The sequence below is a fragment of the Pseudomonas sp. IT-P294 genome, from assembly GCF_949767865.1.
Lineage (GTDB): Bacteria > Pseudomonadota > Gammaproteobacteria > Pseudomonadales > Pseudomonadaceae > Aquipseudomonas.
Window position 1 is genome coordinate 1,269,947 of the sequence record NZ_CATKQW010000011.1, and the last position, 18,110, is coordinate 1,288,056.

Annotated in this window: 13 protein-coding genes; 7 read left to right on the plus strand and 6 right to left on the minus strand. The window is 59.2% G+C overall.

Annotated elements, in window-relative coordinates; genetic code table 11:
• The first annotated feature begins 10 nt into the window (after positions 1-10).
• From gcvP to lipA, 3 genes are all read left to right on the plus strand, one after another.
• Positions 11-2,866 carry an aminomethyl-transferring glycine dehydrogenase gene (gene gcvP, locus ACM6I0_RS13085; protein ID WP_414922477.1) on the plus strand — a complete coding sequence of 952 codons (2,856 nt, stop codon included), beginning with the start codon at positions 11-13 and terminating at the stop codon, positions 2,864-2,866.
• Positions 2,867-2,919: 53 nt separating this feature from the next.
• Positions 2,920-4,176 (plus strand): serine hydroxymethyltransferase, encoded by a 1,257-nt coding sequence (gene glyA / locus ACM6I0_RS13090; RefSeq protein ID WP_285436243.1) that lies wholly within the window; start codon positions 2,920-2,922, stop codon positions 4,174-4,176.
• Between the two features lie 93 nt (positions 4,177-4,269).
• Positions 4,270-5,262, plus strand: a complete 993-nt coding sequence (gene lipA / locus ACM6I0_RS13095; RefSeq protein WP_414922478.1) for a lipoyl synthase — start codon at positions 4,270-4,272, stop codon at positions 5,260-5,262.
• A 36-nt stretch (positions 5,263-5,298) separates the two neighbouring features.
• On the opposite strand, the gene treS is transcribed toward lipA, so the two are convergent.
• Entirely contained in the window at positions 5,299-7,365 is a 2,067-nt protein-coding gene (gene treS / locus ACM6I0_RS13100) for a maltose alpha-D-glucosyltransferase (protein ID WP_285436239.1), read from the minus strand.
• 327 nt (positions 7,366-7,692) lie between these two features.
• Entirely contained in the window at positions 7,693-9,099 is a 1,407-nt protein-coding gene (locus ACM6I0_RS13105; RefSeq protein ID WP_285436237.1) for a purine-cytosine permease family protein, read from the minus strand.
• 325 nt (positions 9,100-9,424) lie between these two features.
• Between ACM6I0_RS13105 and ACM6I0_RS13110 the strand changes: the two genes are divergently transcribed.
• The 4 genes from ACM6I0_RS13110 to ACM6I0_RS13125 all read left to right on the plus strand — a co-directional run bounded on the left by ACM6I0_RS13110 (position 9,425) and on the right by ACM6I0_RS13125 (position 13,409).
• A complete protein-coding gene (locus ACM6I0_RS13110) occupies positions 9,425-9,910 on the plus strand; it encodes a flavin reductase family protein (RefSeq protein WP_056740501.1) in 486 nt (161 codons plus the stop codon).
• 102 nt (positions 9,911-10,012) lie between these two features.
• The gene (locus ACM6I0_RS13115) at positions 10,013-11,056 is read left to right on the plus strand and encodes an LLM class flavin-dependent oxidoreductase (RefSeq protein WP_285436235.1); all 1,044 of its coding nucleotides are present in this window, start codon (positions 10,013-10,015) and stop codon (positions 11,054-11,056) included.
• A 305-nt stretch (positions 11,057-11,361) separates the two neighbouring features.
• Positions 11,362-12,039 carry a cysteine hydrolase family protein gene (locus tag ACM6I0_RS13120; RefSeq protein WP_414922479.1) on the plus strand — a complete coding sequence of 226 codons (678 nt, stop codon included), beginning with the start codon at positions 11,362-11,364 and terminating at the stop codon, positions 12,037-12,039.
• 5 nt (positions 12,040-12,044) lie between these two features.
• Positions 12,045-13,409, plus strand: coding sequence for a purine-cytosine permease family protein (locus ACM6I0_RS13125; RefSeq protein WP_414922480.1), 1,365 nt, complete (start codon positions 12,045-12,047; stop codon positions 13,407-13,409).
• Positions 13,410-13,502: 93 nt separating this feature from the next.
• On the opposite strand, the gene ACM6I0_RS13130 is transcribed toward ACM6I0_RS13125, so the two are convergent.
• The 4 genes from ACM6I0_RS13130 to ACM6I0_RS13145 form a co-directional block, all read right to left on the minus strand.
• Positions 13,503-14,213: a GntR family transcriptional regulator gene (locus ACM6I0_RS13130; protein ID WP_285436231.1), complete on the minus strand. Its 711-nt coding sequence runs from the start codon at positions 14,211-14,213 to the stop codon at positions 13,503-13,505.
• Positions 14,214-14,280: 67 nt separating this feature from the next.
• Complete coding sequence (locus tag ACM6I0_RS13135) at positions 14,281-15,303, minus strand: proline racemase family protein (RefSeq protein WP_414922481.1); 1,023 nt, start codon at positions 15,301-15,303, stop codon at positions 14,281-14,283.
• A gap of 11 nt (positions 15,304-15,314) precedes the next feature.
• Positions 15,315-16,796, minus strand: a complete 1,482-nt coding sequence (locus ACM6I0_RS13140) for an aldehyde dehydrogenase family protein (protein ID WP_414922482.1) — start codon at positions 16,794-16,796, stop codon at positions 15,315-15,317.
• 8 nt (positions 16,797-16,804) lie between these two features.
• The gene (locus ACM6I0_RS13145; RefSeq protein ID WP_414922483.1) at positions 16,805-18,082 is read right to left on the minus strand and encodes an NAD(P)/FAD-dependent oxidoreductase; all 1,278 of its coding nucleotides are present in this window, start codon (positions 18,080-18,082) and stop codon (positions 16,805-16,807) included.
• Positions 18,083-18,110: the final 28 nt, after the last annotated feature.

The window sequence follows — 18,110 nt, forward strand, 5'->3', positions numbered from 1 at the left end:
GGACTTCCGTATGACCCTCCTCCTCGACACCCGTAACGAATTCATCGCCCGTCACATCGGCCCACGCGCCGGTGACGAGCAAGCCATGCTCAACAGCCTCGGCTTCGACTCCCTGGAAGCCCTGAGCGCCAGCGTCATCCCCGACAGCATCAAAGGCACCAGCGTCCTCGGCCTCGAAGACGGCCTGAGCGAAGCCGATGCCCTGGCCTTGATCAAGTCCATCGCCGGCAAAAACCAGCTGTTCAAGACCTTCATCGGCCAGGGCTACTACGGCACGCACACGCCGTCGCCGATCCTGCGCAACCTGCTGGAAAATCCGGCCTGGTACACCGCCTACACCCCGTACCAGCCAGAAATTTCCCAGGGCCGTCTCGAAGCGCTGCTGAACTTCCAGACCCTGATCAGCGACCTGACCGGCCTGCCGATCGCCAACGCATCCTTGCTCGACGAAGCCACCGCCGCCGCTGAAGCGATGACCTTCTGCAAACGCCTGAGCAAGAACAAGGGCAGCCACGCCTTCTTCGCTTCCGTGCATTGCCACCCGCAGACCCTCGACGTGCTGCGCACCCGTGCTGAGCCACTGGGCATCGACGTGGTGGTCGGTGACGAGCGTGAACTGGCCGACGTGACGCCATTCTTCGGCGCGCTGCTGCAATACCCGGCGAGCAACGGTGACGTCTTCGATTACCGCGAACTGACCGAACGCTTCCACGCCGCCAACGCGCTGGTCGCCGTCGCGGCGGACCTGCTGGCCCTGACCGTGCTCACGCCGCCGGGTGAGTTCGGCGCCGACGTGGCCATCGGCAGTGCACAACGCTTCGGCGTGCCGCTGGGCTTCGGTGGCCCGCACGCCGCGTACTTCTCCACCAAGGATGCGTTCAAGCGCGACATGCCGGGCCGTCTGGTCGGCGTTTCCGTGGACCGTTTCGGCAAGCCGGCCCTGCGCCTGGCGATGCAGACCCGCGAGCAACACATCCGCCGCGAGAAAGCCACGTCGAACATCTGCACCGCCCAGGTGCTGTTGGCCAACATCGCCAGCATGTACGCCGTGTACCACGGCCCGAAAGGCCTGACGCAGATCGCCAATCGCGTGCATCACCTGACCGCGATTCTGGCCCAAGGCCTGAAAGCCATCGGCCTGAACGTCGAGCAGGAAAGCTTCTTCGACACGCTGACTCTGAACACTGGCGCCAACACCGCCAAGCTGCACGACAAGGCTCGCACCCAGCAGATCAACCTGCGCGTGGTCGATGCCGAGCGTCTGGGCCTGTCCCTCGACGAAACCACCTCGCAAGCCGACGTGGAAACCCTGTGGGCCCTGCTGGCCGACGGCAAAGCGCTACCGGACTTCGCGGCATTGGCCACAAGCGTTCAAAGCACTATTCCGGCTGCGCTGGTGCGCCAATCGCCGATCCTCAGCCACCCGGTGTTCAACCGTTATCACTCGGAAACCGAGCTGATGCGCTACCTGCGCAAGCTCGCCGACAAGGACCTGGCGCTGGATCGCACCATGATCCCGCTGGGTTCGTGCACCATGAAACTCAACGCCGCCAGCGAAATGATCCCGGTGACCTGGGCTGAATTCGGTGCCCTGCACCCATTCGCCCCGGCCGAGCAAAGCGCCGGCTACCAGCAACTGACCGACGAGCTGGAAGCGATGCTCTGCGCCGCCACCGGTTACGACGCGATCTCGCTGCAACCGAACGCCGGTTCTCAAGGTGAATATGCCGGCCTGCTGGCGATCCGTGCTTACCACCAGAGCCGTGGCGAAGACCGTCGCGACATCTGCCTGATCCCGTCTTCGGCCCACGGCACCAACCCGGCCACCGCCAACATGGCCGGTATGCGCGTAGTCGTCACCGCGTGCGACGCCCGCGGCAACGTCGACATCGAAGACCTGCGCGCCAAGGCCATCGAGCACCGCGAGCATCTCGCGGCATTGATGATCACCTATCCGTCGACGCACGGCGTGTTCGAAGAAGGCATCCGCGAAATCTGCGGCATCATTCATGACCACGGCGGCCAGGTGTACATCGATGGCGCCAACATGAACGCGATGGTCGGCCTGTGTGCGCCGGGCAAGTTCGGCGGCGACGTGTCGCACCTGAACCTGCACAAGACCTTCTGCATTCCGCACGGCGGTGGCGGCCCGGGTGTTGGCCCGATTGGCGTGAAGTCGCACCTGACGCCGTTCCTGCCGGGTCACGGCACCATGGAACGCAAGGAAGGCGCGGTCTGCGCGGCACCGTTCGGCAGCGCGAGCATTCTGCCAATCACCTGGATGTACATTCGGATGATGGGTGGCGCGGGTCTCAAGCGTGCTTCGCAACTGGCGATCCTCAATGCCAACTACATTTCCCGTCGCCTCGAAGAGCACTACCCAGTGCTGTACACCGGCAGCAACGGCCTGGTGGCGCACGAATGCATTCTCGACCTGCGTCCGCTGAAAGACAGCAGCGGCATCAGCGTCGATGACGTCGCCAAGCGCCTGATCGACTTCGGCTTCCACGCTCCGACCATGTCGTTCCCGGTCGCCGGCACGCTGATGATCGAGCCGACCGAAAGCGAATCCAAGGAAGAACTGGACCGCTTCTGCGACGCCATGATCCGCATCCGCGAAGAAATCCGCGCCGTGGAAAACGGCACCCTGGACAAGGACGACAACCCGCTGAAAAACGCGCCGCACACCGCTGCGGAAATCGTAGGCGAGTGGACGCATCCGTACAGCCGTGAGCAGGCCGTTTACCCACTCGACACCTTGATCGACGCCAAATACTGGCCGCCCGTAGGCCGGGTCGACAACGTCTTCGGCGACCGCAACCTGATCTGCGCCTGTCCATCGATAGCCGACTATCAAGACGCCTGAAAGCCAACACAGCTCCAGGCCACCTTATTCAGAGAACACCAGAGGATTGCACCATGTTCAGCAAACACGACCAGATCAAAGGCTACGATGACGAACTGCTGGCGGCGATGAACGCCGAGGACGCGCGGCAAGAGCATCACATCGAGCTGATCGCCTCGGAAAACTACACCAGCCAACGGGTGATGGAGGCACAAGGCAGCGGCCTGACCAACAAGTACGCCGAAGGCTATCCAGGCAAGCGTTATTACGGGGGTTGCGAACACGTCGACGTGGTCGAGCAACTGGCGATTGATCGCGCCAAACAGCTGTTCGGCGCCGATTACGCCAACGTCCAGCCACACTCCGGCAGCCAGGCCAACGCCGCGGTTTATCTTGCGCTGCTGCAAGCCGGCGACACCGTGCTGGGCATGAGCCTGGCCCATGGTGGCCACCTGACCCACGGTGCAAAAGTCAGCTTCTCCGGCAAGCTGTACAACGCCGTCCAATACGGCATCGACACCGCCACCGGGCTGATCGACTACGACGAAGTCGAACGCCTGGCCGTCGAGCACCAACCGAAGATGATCATCGCGGGTTTTTCCGCTTACTCCAAAACCCTGGACTTCCCGCGCTTCCGTGAGATTGCCGACAAGGTTGGCGCCTATCTGTTCGTCGACATGGCCCACGTTGCGGGCCTGGTGGCGACCGGGTTGTACCCCAATCCGATTCCATTTGCCGATGTTGTCACCACGACCACGCACAAAACCCTGCGCGGCCCGCGTGGCGGCCTGATCCTGGCCAAGGCCAATCCGGAACTGGAGAAGAAACTCAACGCGGCGGTGTTTCCTGGTGGCCAGGGTGGTCCGTTGATGCATGTCATCGCCGCCAAAGCCGTGTGCTTTAAAGAAGCGCTGGAGCCAGCCTTCAAAACCTATCAGGCGCAAGTGATCCGCAACGCTCAGGCGATGGCCAAGGTCTTTATCGACCGAGGCTACGACGTGGTGTCGGGTGGCACCGACAATCACTTATTCCTGGTCAGCCTGATCCGCCAGGGGTTGACCGGCAAAGACGCTGACGCCGCGCTCGGCCGCGCCGGTATCACGGTGAACAAAAACGCCGTGCCGAACGACCCGCAATCACCGTTCGTGACGTCCGGCCTGCGTATTGGCACGCCGGCCATCACCAGCCGTGGTTTCAAGGAGGCCCAGAGCGTCGAGCTGGCGGGCTGGATCTGCGACATCCTCGATCACCTCGGCGATGCCGATGTCGAGGCTCAAGTCGCCCGGCAAGCCGCTGCAATGTGCAGCGATTTCCCGGTGTACCGCGACTGATCCGCTGCACTGACGATGTAGGAGCGAGCCTGCTCGCTCCCACAGGTTGCGATGCGATCTCGCTTTTCCCACTCGAACAGAAGACCACTACACATGAGCGTACTTGTGGAATCGACTGGCCAAAGCCCGGCCAAAATGGAAGTCGGCATCAAACTGCGCGGCGCAGAAAAGGTCGCGCGAATTCCGGTGAAGATCATCCCGACCGATGAGTTCCCGCGCAAACCCGACTGGATTCGCGTACGCATTCCAATCTCACCCGAGGTCGACCGGATCAAACAGCTGTTGCGCAAACACAAGCTGCACAGTGTCTGTGAGGAAGCCTCCTGCCCGAACCTCGGCGAATGTTTTTCCGGTGGCACGGCGACCTTCATGATCATGGGCGACATCTGCACCCGCCGCTGCCCATTCTGCGATGTCGGCCACGGAAGACCCAAACCTTTGGACACCGAGGAGCCGATGAACCTGGCAGTGGCCATCGCCGACCTGCGTCTGAAGTACGTGGTGATCACCTCGGTGGACCGCGATGACCTGCGCGACGGTGGCGCCCGTCATTTCGTTGATTGCCTGCGCGAGATCCGCAAGCTGTCGCCGGGCGTGCAACTGGAAACCCTGGTGCCGGATTACCGAGGCCGCATGGACGTCGCCCTCGCGATCACCGCCACAGAACCGCCCGATGTGTTCAACCATAATCTTGAGACCGTACCGCGCCTGTACAAAGCCGCACGGCCGGGCTCGGATTTCGAGTGGTCACTGGACTTGCTGCAGAAATTCAAACTGTTGGTCCCGCACGTACCGACCAAATCCGGCCTGATGCTGGGACTTGGCGAGACCGACGAAGAAGTCATCGAAGTCATGCAGCGACTGCGTGAGCACGATGTCGACATGCTCACCCTCGGCCAGTACCTGCAACCGTCGCGCAATCACTTGCCGGTGCAGCGTTTCGTACACCCGGACACCTTCGCCTGGTTCGCCGAAGAAGGCACCCGGATGGGCTTCAAGAACGTCGCATCCGGCCCGCTGGTGCGCTCGTCCTATCATGCCGATCAACAGATGATAGGGACGAAGTCCGGGAACGTGAGTGCTTGAGCTCAGACCGGCCTGAAAGCGCACTGACGCCTTCCCTCAGATCATCGGAGTGCTGCTCACCACCCGCAGGGCCAACCCTTCGTAGGCATCCAGCGTAATGGTGAACTCACCCTCAGGCGTGAGATCACCCTCGACTCGCTCGTTGATGATGTCGACCACGGGGCCCGGCGCAATATTGGGCAGGTGCAAGGTTTCGGTGATCGGCGTCGAGCCGAAGTTCAGCGCGGTGATTTGCGTGCCTTTGCCGGCCGGCAATTCGTGGACCATGATCAGCAGCCCCGGGTGCTGGACATCCGGGATCAGGATCTGGCGACTCGCGGCGATGTCATAGGAGCGCCGCACGGCGAGGATTCTGCGCAGTTGCGAGACGAACGAATCCGGGTCCTTCAATTGGCTGGGCAGGCTGCCATACAACGTCTTCGGACGCGGCATCTGGCCGGCGGACAGCGGCGCCTCCGGATTGAGGTCGACCAGATCGTAGGCACCCCGGTGAATCCAGCGCGTGTCGCCGTCACCCATCAAATGTGCAACCTCTTCAGCCGGCAACGGCAACGCGCCCACCAGGTCCCAGCCTGAGAGTGCGAACACGCCCGGTTGCATGGCGTTGTACATCACCAAGAGCAAATGGACCTGGCGAATCTGCTGGATATCTGCCGTCGAAATCGCGTCCAGATCACGAATCCCCAACGCCGCCGTGATGATGCTGACGGTGGTGCAGGACACGCCGTTGGTGACGAACTTCAAGTTGTAGGGTGCGTGTTCGCCGGACAGACGCTCGTACATCTGCTCGCGAATGTGTTCGCGCAAGATATTGCCGGGGAAGGTCTGGCCCTGAAAAAGGTAAGTGTCGTGGGCGTGCAGCGTCCAGAAATGCACCAGTTCCAGGGTCAACTCGTCGTGATTCTGCAGGGCATGGATCAGCGAACCCGGATCGATGCCCAGGGTGTGCATCTGGCGAAGCATCAAGCGCAGGAATTCGGTATCGCCCATCAGTAACGCGTGTTGGTAGGCCGGTCGGGTGATGAAGTCGTAGGACAGGTCGGCACCGCCGTGGGACATGCTGGCGATGTCGTCGACGGTCAGGTTGAGCTCTTGAAAACTGAAACCGCCAGCCTTGCGGATCGCGCCGGCCAGCAACTGGTTACCGGTGATCGATAACGGGTGGCTTTCAGACCAGGCCGTGCCGTCGAGCTTGCGCTCCACGCCGAGAAATCCGTTGGCGTCCAGGCGCAGGATCTTCGCGCCCATGACGTCAATGGCGTGCAAAGCATCGCCGATGATCATCTGCTGCGCGGCGAAGGTCGGGTCGAGCCAGTTCAGCGACGGCTGCCCTTCCTTGAAGTAATGCAGATAGACCCAGCGTCGCGGCTTGCCATCGACACCGATGACGATCGGTGTCGCGCTCCAGTCGGTTTCCTTGACCCCCGGTTCGAAGAAGATCACTCGCTGCAACTGGCCAACGATGTAGTGCTTGTCTCGCAGCACGTCGACCTGCAACGGGCTGAGGTTTTGTGAATCACGGCCGTCGGCGATGTCCGGCAGCAGAGGCCAGTCCTCTTCGCGGATTTCGACCATGTGGTAGAGGCCCGGATAGTCTTCGTAGGCCATCTCGGCCAGGCGGAAGTCCGCGCCTTTGCCGGTGTGCGAGGGAATAACGTCATCGATGATCACGGCGTTGTGCGCGGCGGCCATGCGCACCAGCGCTTGAAGCTGCGCTTCGGTGCCCAGTTGTGGGTCGATTTCGAAGCTGATGCGGTCGAAGTTGCCGTCAATGGTCGGCGTGAGTCGGGTGCCTGTGAGGCCGCCAGACATTTTCAGCGGGCCGTTGTGTATGCCCTGGATGCCGATTCTTGACAGTGCATGCCACAGGGTTTCGTCGCCCAGGGCTTCGAGCACGGTGCCGTTTTCGCGGGTGACGATGGAGGCCGGGTAGGCGGTGAACCATACGGACGCCAGCGCGGAGGCATCCCGGGGCCGGGTATGGGCATAGGGCTGCTGCCACATCCGACCTTGCCCTGAGTAGAGTTTGGCCCGCTGTCTGGCGGCATGAAGCATCGATTGTTCAACCAACCAGGTCACGTGGTTTTTGTCAGCCGCAGTCATAGAAACAATTACCTGTTGTCTGGGTAAATATCTGTTGGGGCATCGTTCGCTTGTTGGCGTCGGTGGCCACTTCCTTCTTATATGAGGGCCTGGGTTTGTATTCGTTGCATTGAGGGTTGATTGGGGTTGTTTAAACGAGGCCGCCTGCCGGCCAAACTGTTTGCTCAACCCTTGCGCGTGGTGATGGTGATCGTTCCCGGCTCTGCGTGGGAACGATCAACAGCATCGCGAGCAGGCTCACTCCCACCACCCAAAAACGGATATGTACACGACCAAAAAAAAACGCCCGACCAAAGCCGGGCATTCCAAACCACACAAGCAACGTAATCAGTCAGCAAACCCCAACCGCGAAACCCTGCCCTCCTGCACCTGCCCCCGCGTTGCCAGGCAATAGTAAAGCGGACAGGTCACCACCAACCCCACCAACCAGGACAAATCCGCACCGTCCACCAGATTGGCATACGGCCCCACATACAACGACGTATTGGCAAATGGCAGCTGCACAACAATCCCGATGAAATACGCCACAATCGCATGCCAATTGAACCGCCCGTAAATCCCGCCGTCCGCACGGAAAATCGAGGCGATGTCATAACACCCGCGCTTGATCAGATAAAAGTCGATCAAGTTGATCGAAGCCCAAGGCACCAACACCAGCAACAACGCCAGAATCAACCCGATGAACTGCGAAATGAAATCCGCCGAAGCCCCCAACGCCACCACACAGCAGCCCGTCAGCACCACACTCGACAACACCACACGCACCTTGATGCTCGGCGTCCATTGACTGGCAAACGTCTGGATCGAAGTAATGATCGACAGTACCGCGCCATACAGATTCAAGGCGTTGTGGCTGATGATATTGAGCAGAAACAACACCATCAAAATCGGCCCCAACCAACCGGTGGATTGCTTCACCGCTGCCATCGCTTCAGTGCCTTCCGGCGTCGCCAGCACTGCGACCGCACCAAAGGTAAAAGACAAAATGGTGCCCAGGGTTGCGCCCAGGTAAGTGGCGAAAAACGGACGGGCAATCCCGATGTCGGCGGGCAGGTAACGCGAATAGTCCGACACGTACGGCGAAAAGCTGATCTGCCAGATAATGCCCAGCGATACCGTCGCCAGCCAGCCGGACACATTGAAACTGCCGCGAGTGAAGAAGTCCGCTGGCAAATCGTGGGCAAAGATGTAGAGGAAACCGGCCAGCAAGGCACTGCCCATGACCCAGGTTCCGATGCGGTTAAGGGTATGAATGAAGCGGTAACCGATCACCCCGATCGCGGTGGCGCTCAAGGCACCGATAAGGATGCTCGCTGGCACCGGAACCGAAGGCGCAAGGCCGACGATGGATTTGCCGGCCAGCACGATGTTGGAGATGAAAAACCCGACGTAGATGAGTGCGGCAAAGAACACTATCAGCAGCGCACCATAACGACCGAACTGGCCGCGACTCTGGACCATCTGCGGAATGCCCATGCGCGGGCCTTGCGCCGAGGCCAAGGCAATCACCAAGCCTCCCGCCATGTGCCCAAGCGCAATGGCCAGCAACCCCCAGAACAGATTGAGGTGAAACACTTGCACCACCATCGCACCAGTGACGATAGGCAGCGGCGCAATGTTGGTGCTGAACCATAAAGTGAAAAGATCGCGGGCCTTCCCATGGCGTTCCGCGAGAGGGACGTAATCGACCGTATGATTCTCGATCAGGGGGTCTTGCCGGGACATCTGGGACATGTGCATGAACTCGAGTTTGTCTGATCTTATATTTGTATGAAGCCAAACCGGGGGAGCTCTTGGGCCGCCCCTCAGATGGCAGGCATATTATGGTATTCCAACTTTTTCACAAGACTGATCCGGTCTTTTTACGACGATCTGCCCCGCTATTCTGAGTCATACGAGATCGCACTTAATCGTTAAAGCCTCAGCAATCATTGGCCTAAACCAGAATTCAATACGTTTATCGGGCGACAAAAAAAGCCCTTGCAAACTATGTATTACGGTATACCATCAGACCTACAAACACATAAAAACCCGTACCACACCGCCAGAGGACCGTCCCATGATCGATGCCGCCATCTACAAACAAGTAATGGGTTCGTTTCCGTCCGGGGTCACTGTCATCACTACACTCGATGACGACGGACAGATCGTCGGCCTGACCGCCAGCGCCTTCAGCTCGCTGTCCATGGACCCGGCCCTGGTGCTGTTCTGCCCCAACTACAGCTCCGACTCGTATCCGGTACTGATCAAGAACAAACGCTTTGCCATCCACGTGCTGTCCGGCGGACAGCAAAGCGAAGCCTATGCGTTCGCCCGCAAAGGCAAAGACAAGGCGCAAGGTATCGAATGGACCTTGAGCGAGCTGGGCAACCCGATTCTGGCGAATGCCACGGCCGTGATCGAGTGCGAACTGTGGCGCGAATACGAAGGCGGTGACCACGCAATCATGGTCGGCGCGGTGAAGAACCTGATCGTGCCCCAGCAGAACGCCGGTCCACTGGTGTATTGCCACGGCAAGATGGGCGCCCTGCCCGTGCTCGCCTGATTCGACAATACTCAGGAATATTTTTGCGTAGATTGCGAATTCCTAGACTCCAATAAACAGCCTGTCGACAGGCCGACAACAAAAGAATCCGAGGTAAGCGTCATGAAATTTTCGCTGTTCGTGCACATGGAACGTTGGGACGAGAGCGTCAGCCATCGCCAGCTGTTCGAAGACTTGACCGAACTGACCCTGATGGCTGAAACCGGTGGTTTCAGCACCGTCTGGATCGGCGAACACCACGCCATGGAATACACCATCTCGCCAAGCCCGATGCCGCTGCTGGCCTACCTGGCAGCCAAGACCACCACCATTCACCTGGGCGCCGGCACCATCATCGCGCCGTTCTGGCACCCTCTGCGGGTCGCCGGTGAATGCGCGTTGCTCGACGTGATCAGCAATGGGCGTATGGAAGTCGGCCTGGCCCGTGGCGCTTACCAGGTTGAGTTCGACCGGATGGCCGGCGGCATGCCTGCTTCGTCCGGCGGTCAGGCACTGCGCGAGATGGTTCCGGTGGTCCGTGCGCTGTGGCAAGGCGACTACGCCCACGACGGCGATATCTGGAAATTCCCGACGTCCACCAGCGTGCCAAAGCCGATCCAGAAGCCCAACCCGCCGATGTGGATTGCCGCTCGCGACCCTGACTCCCACAACTTCGCCGTGGCCAACGGTTGCAACGTCATGGTCACGCCGCTGATGAAAGGCGACGAAGAAGTCCTCGACCTGAAGAACAAGTTCCAGACCGCGTTGGACAACAACCCGGACGTGCCGCGCCCGCAACTGATGGTGCTGCGTCACACCCACGTCCACGCCGTCGATGACCCGGAGGGCTGGAAAGTCGGCGCCAAGGCGATCTCGAAGTTCTACCGCACTTTCGACGCCTGGTTCGGCAACAAGCAAACACCGGTCAACGGTTTCCTGGCACCGAGCCCGGAAGAAAAATTCGCCGAGCGTCCGGAGTTCCAGCTGGAGAGCCTGCACAAGACCGCCATGATCGGCACGCCGGAAGAAATTATCCCGCGCATCAAGTATTACCAGGAACTGGGCGTCGACGAATTCAGCTTCTGGTGCGACAACAGCCTGCCCCATGCGGAAAAGAAAAAATCCCTGGAGCTGTTCATCAAACACGTGGTCCCGGCGTTCCGCTGAGTCCACCCTTGCGCCCCCGGATGCGAAGCCCGGGGGCTGACTGACGTGTAGGGTCGATTGCAATGTTCAATAGTCGCCGCCCATCACCCGCCCTTCCCTCCAGCGCTGCGCAGGCTTATCTGCGCGGCGAATGGACGGCTTCGCATATCCATCTCAAACGTCTGCGTGCCAGCGTTTCCGCCAAGCAGAACGGCTTCTGGCAAATAGTTAACTGATCAATCCGAACAGAAACCCACGCACCTCACGTCCCGCCATGGCGCACGTCTGCGGTGCATTGTGCTTCGGCTCATGATCAGGTTTGCCCAATGAACAATAAAAACGCTCTGTTGATCATCGACATGCAACAGGAGGACGGTTTCGTCCTGGAAAACATCGACACCGTGGTCGCCAATACGGCGGCACTGCTCGATACCGCCCGCCTTGCACAGGTGCCTGTGATCTTTACCCGGCACATCAATCAGGCCGACGGCAGCGACATGCCGCGCGGCGAACCCCGGGCGACCGACGGCGGCCCGAGCAGCTATCGCGCGGGCACCCGGCAAGTGCAAATCCTCGAACGCCTGGCCCCACGGCCAGAGGAATGGGTGCTGGATAAAAGTCGCTACAGCGCCTTTCACCGCACAGACCTGGATGCCCGACTCAATGCGCTGGGCATTGACACGTTGACCATCACTGGCGTGTTGACTGACGTCTGCGTGCTCAGCAGCGTGTTCGATGCTTTCGCCCTGGGCTACCACATCCGCCTGGTCAGCGACGCTTGCACCACCACGACCCAATCAGGCCACCATTCGGCCCTGTTGATCATGGCCAACTGGGTCTATTCGCTGGAAATCCTGAGCACCGAGCAATGCCTGCGAGCCCTTGAAAACCTCGAGTACGTGAGCCTGACCCCGGGGCGGCCGGACTTCTTTGCCCACCAGCCTCATGAGTTCGAAAGCACCATCGCCCGTTTCCAGTCCCACCTCGCCCGGACTCAGGAGTAATCGCCATGCAAGTCGAAAAAAGAAGCATCGATTTCATCCCTGAGTCCGAACGCCACGGCCACCCCGGCTCGCTGTTTTTCATTTGGTTCGGCGCCAACATGAACATCACGACCATTGCCTGCGGCGTGCTGCCGGTGGTCATGGGGCTCAATCTTTTCTGGAGCGCCCTGGCGATGATCATCGGCTCGCTGCTGGGAGCGATTTTCATGGCCTCGCATTCTGCCCAAGGCCCCAAACTGGGCATTCCGCAAATGATCCAGAGCCGCGCGCAGTTCGGCGTTCTCGGCGCCATCTTGCCGCTGCTGTTCGTGATGTTGATCTACCTTGGGTTCTTCGTCAGCAACACCCTGCTCGCCGCCCAGGCGCTGGCGTCCGTCAGTCCGTTGCCGGCGACCGGCAATGTCTACCTGATCGGTGCCTTGTGCTTCGTTGTCGCGCTGTATGGCTATCGATTGATCCACCGTTTGCAGAAGTGGCTGTCGCTGCTCTCGCTGGGGGTATTTTTCGCCGCCACGCTGCTTGCATTGCAATTGCCTATACCCGCTGAACAATGGCTGCCGATGGGGTTCTCGCTCTCGAAGTTTCTGGTAGCGGTCAGCATCGCGGTGACCTGGCAGCTGTCGTACGCCCCGTATGTCGCGGATTATTCGCGCTACCTGCCGAGCACGACGTCCACGGCAAAAGTGTTCTGGTACAGCTATGCCGGCACCGTCAGTGGCGGCGCGTGGATGATGATCCTCGGCGCGATCCTGAGCGTCGGCATCGGCGACTTTTCCAGCAATGTCGGCGGCCATGTCGCCGGATTATTCGGTGCTGGCGCGGTGTTGTTGTTCGCCTTCATCCTTTATGGCCAGGTGTCGATCAACGTCTTCAACCTGTATGGCGCCTTCATGTCGACCATCACGGTGATCGAGCCCTTCGCCCGGTTCAAGGTCACGCCACGGGTACGCGGCGTGTTCATGCTAGTGATCAGCCTGATCGCCACGGCGCTGTGCACCATCGGTCAGGACGACTTCATCAACTTCTTCCTCAACTTCATTTTCTTCATGAGTTATTTCCTGATCCCCTGGACGGCGATCAATCTGGTGGACTACTACTGCCTGCGCAAAGGCCAGTACCGGATTGACGATATCTTCGACCTCAACGGCATGTACGGGCGCATCAACTGGATCGCGTGTGGCAGTTTCCTGCTGGCCATCGCCCTGCAAATTCCGTTCATGAACACCACGTTATACGTGGGGCCGGTGGCCACTGCGCTGGACGGTGTGGACGTGGCCTGGATCGTCGGGCTGCTGGTTCCGGCCTTGAGTTATTACGGGTTAATGAGGCTGGGCAAACGCACGCTGGAGGTGAATCCGCTGTCCAGCTAGCCATTGAAAAGTACAACGCCGGCTCATGGCCGGCGTTGTACTTTCAGCGAAGGGATCGACGGTTGATGATCAAGCAGCGACTCTGCCGCTCCTTTACTTCACCGACACAGCACTAGTCAGATTTTGCTGCATATAGGCAAGAAAGCGTCGCTGGAAAAGCATCGTATGCTCGTGAGCGGCTTGCTCGGCCTGATCGGGATTGCGTGCAGCGATGGCGTCGATGATTTCATCATGGTCGCGTCCCAACCGCGTGGTCGTGCTCGCGGCACTGATGATGTAGTCAAAATGCAAATGCGCGAGTCTTTGGCCCTCTCCCAACAGTTTCTCGTAGTAGCTGATGAAATAGGGATTCTTTCCTGCCTGGGCAATGGCAATGTGAAAGGCCTTGTTCGTCTCCGACATTGCCTGAAAATCCCCCGAGGTCACTGCATCGAGATAGGCCGCATCAGCCGAGCGTATCCGCTCCAGATCTTCCTCGTCGTGCTGAGTCGCTGCCAGCCGCGTGACAGCCCTTTGAATAAGATCGAGTGCGGAAATATAGTTTGGAAAATCTTCAATCTCGAACGGCGTTACCAGCGTTGTCCTGTTAGGCAGGATAGTGACCAGCCCCTCACTGATGAGTCGTGCCAGGGCGTCCCTTACCGGCGAACGGGAAAGTCCGAACTGCGCAGCCAATGACACCTCATCCAGCGGAGATCCTGGTTTGAGCTTGAGTGTCAGTATTTGTTTACGAAGCTCTTCATAGATATAGCGCCCACCATGGCGTTTGACGCTTGCGTTGGTCTCTGGGGTATCGTTGCTCATTGAGTAGCTCTCAGGGAACTGGCTGGTCGTTTGGCCGGACGTAAGCCTAACACCAGCCATCATTCAGTTAGAAACCTTCGCCCCAAGTGTCGCTCAGCATAAATCCATCAGCGAGCGGATCATCAGGGTCGACGCCAATCTGATGCATGCCATACACCCATGCTCGGCCGGTGACTCTGGGCAATACCGCGGCCCGATCTCCAACTTCCGTCAAACCCAGAAGTTCGACCTTGAACTCGCCGCCAATGGTTGAGCGAGAGGTCAGTTGATCGCCCGGCACCACTTGCCCACGGGCGCTCAGGGTGGCCAGGTTCGCCGAACTGCCAGTACCACAGGGTGAGCGATCTACCCGACCAGGGGGCAATGTGGTGCAGGTTTGCCAGGTGAATTGATCGATGCGGTTGCGGAACATCACGTAGGCGACCTCATTCAGACTATCGATCAGCGGATGCTTCACCGACACCTGTTCGTTGATGATGCCTCTCAAGCGCACACCCGCATCGGCAAGTTCTCGGGCCTTGCCGGGCTCGATACTCAGCCCCACCTGCTCGACATCGATCAGGGCGTAATAAACGCCCCCAAAAGCGATATCCGCTTTGACGGGACCAAACTCGTCGGTCTGTATGACAACATCCAGATGCTCCACAAACGAGGGCACCATATCCAGCGAGACACTCACACAGCGGCCATCTGCACAGTGCGCACGTGCGGTGACCAAGCCGGCTGGAGTATCCAGCACGACCGTCGTATACGGCTCCTCCATCGGCAGGATGCCGAGTTCAAGCAATGCCGTGACAACGCAGATACAGTTACTGCCCGACATCGGATGGGCCTTGTCAGCCTGCAAAACGATGAAGCCTGCCTGAGCCTCGGGCCGTGTCGGCGGCAGTAACAGATTGACCGACATCTGCAGACATCCACGCGGCTCCAGCACGACCAGGCGACGAAGGCTGTCATCGACCTCGTTGATGTAGTTCATCTTGTCGAGCATGGTCTTGCCGGGGATGTCGAGGACACCCCCGGTGATGACTTTGCCGATCTCACCTTCGCAATGCACATCGACCAATTGAAGCGTTTTCTTCCAGCGCATGACGCCCTCTCTTACTTGATGTACCAACCCCAGGGTTGATCGCTGTCGTATCGGGTGATCTGTTTGGTTTCGAGGTAGTTGTTCAACCCCCATTCACCCAACTCCCGACCGATACCGCTTTGCTTGTATCCACCCCAGGGTGCCTCGGTAAACGTCGGTTGCGAGCAATTGATCCAGACGATACCGGCGCGCAGACGGCGTGCGATCCGCTCTGCGCGAACCAGGTCTTTTGACATGACTGCCGCCGCCAGACCGAACCGCGAATTGTTGGCACTTTTAAGCGCTTCGACTTCATCGTCGAACGGGCGTACGCAAACCACCGGGCCAAAGATCTCTTCATTCCATAACCAGCTGTCGACTGGCACGTCCGCAAAGATAGCGGGAGTGATGAAATACCCCGATTCGCAATGCGCCGGCTTCGTGCCACCGTACAGCAGAGTGGCGCCTTCTTCCTGGCCGCGTGCAACGGCTTGCAGAATCTTGTGGTATTGACCGCTGCTGACCAAAGGCCCGAGCAGCACGCCTTCCTTCAATCCGTCACCAATGCTGAGTTTGCTCGTCTCCTCGACCAGCCGTTTCAGCAAAGGCTCGTATAGGCTGCGTTGTACCAACACCCGCGAGGTGGCTGAACAGACCTGACCCTGATTCCAGAAAATGCCGAACATGATCCATTCGACGGCCGCTTCGATATCGGTGTCATCAAAAATGATAAAGGGTGATTTACCACCCAGCTCAAGACTGATGTTTTTGATGTCACGCGCCGCCGCTTGCATGATTTTGGAACCGGTCGGGACACTGCCGGTAAACGCCAGCTTATCGATGCCCGGATGTTCGCTTAGCGGAGCGCCTGCATCAGGCCCCAAGCCGGTCACTACGTTCAGCACACCTGCCGGCAGACCTGCCTCGTGTGCAATTTCAGCCAACTCCAGCGCTGTCAAAGGCGTGAGTTCGGAAGGTTTGAGCACCATGCTGCAACCGGCAGCCAACGCAGGGGCCACCTTCCAGGCGGCCATCAGCATTGGGAAGTTCCACGGAATGATCGCCCCAGCCACACCCATCGGTTCCTTGCGAGCGATGCAGCTGAAACGCTCATCAGCAAGGTTGATGCGCTTCTCTTGCTGAGCATCGAGTTCCTCTGCGAGGTCGGCATAGAAATCGAAGCACCCCGCCGTATCACCAATGTCCCACTGAGCCTCCGGTAGAGGCTTGCCATTGTCACGCACCTCAAGCTCTGCAAGAACGTCAAGGCGGTCCCGGATACCCGTTGCGATGCGGCGTAAAACGGCTGCTCTTTCGGTGCCAGCCATCAGCGGCCAAGGGCCCTCGTCGAAGGCTCTGCGTGCCGCTTTTACTGCCAGGTCGACATCTGTCGCCGTGGCTGCAGCAACGTGCGCAATGACCTTTTCATGACTGGGGTCGATGGTTGCGAAAGTGCCGCCCAAGGCAGGTTTTACCCATTGGCCGTCAATATAGAGATGGTCGTAGGATTTCATGATTTACCTCAGTTGAACGCAAAGCGTTTGGCGCTGAAAGGAGTCAAGTCTTGGGCCGGTTGGCGCCCTGCGACCATGTCGGTGATGAGGCGTGCGGTGGTTGCCCCCAGTGTCAGTCCGAGCTGGCCATGGCCGAATGCAAGGAAGACATTCTTGAGGCGCGAGCTCCTGTCGATTACAGGCTTTGTGTCCGGCAGAAACGGCCGATAACCAATGCCGTATTCGATGTCGTCAAGTCTTAGCTGTGGAAGGATTTTGCGGGCCTTTTCCAAAATGATGTCGGCCCGTTTGAAATTTGGCTCGGCGTTAGGGCCGGAGAATTCGATGGTGCCGCCGATCTGCAATCCTCGCGTCATCGGTGCGAAACAGAAACCGCCGTCGGCATAGATCACCGAATGACGTACTTCCACGCCCGAATGCGGTAACAACACCTGATATCCGGCAATGCCGGCCAGTGGCACCGATCCGCCAATCTGCGAGAAAAACTGACTTGAACCGGTGCCCGCAGCGATGACGACGTGGTCAGCTTTGTAACGATCTCCATTGGCCAATGTCACGCCGTTGGCGCGGTCAGAAACCTCGTCGATCTTTTCGACCTGACCACGAACGCGGACGCCTCCTTGCTCGATGAAGCTTTGTGTCAGGGCGGCGATGAATCCTTTGGTATCACTGACCGCGCGCCAATCAGGGAACAATAAACCGTGGCTGAATTTTCCAGCCAATGCAGGTTCCAGATCCGATATTGCCGCACGATCCAGCACTTCGGACCTGAAACCCAGGGATCGACGCAGATCCATATGCCCCCCCTCTTGGGCTAACCCTTCAGGGGTGTCAAATACCTCAATGATTGGCCGTTCGCCCATCAACGTTTTGTCTGCGCATCGCTCCAGTAACGGCGCGTAGTCTTCGTAGACGTGGTGAGTCAATGTCGCCATCTCATTGGCGATTTCGACGATGCGCGAATGACGAGCACAAGCAACGAAGCGCAGGAACCACGGCAAGATTCCAGGCAGAGCGCTTGGTCGAAGCGCCAGCGGCCCCTTTTGATCAAGCAGCCAGGCAGGTATTTTCTTGAGAATGCCCGGCTTGGACAGCGGGATAACCTCACTCACCGCCATCTGCCCACAACTCCACTTGGCGGTGCTGTCGCCCGGTGCTTGAGGGTCGACCAAGGTGACTCGATAACCTTCGCGTTGCAGATACAAAGCGCAGCACACCCCAACGATGCCACCGCCAATGACGACGGCCGTTTCGCCATTGATGGTCTGATGGGTTGGCGGTTGCATAGTGTTCATAAAGACTCTCGATTAGCGC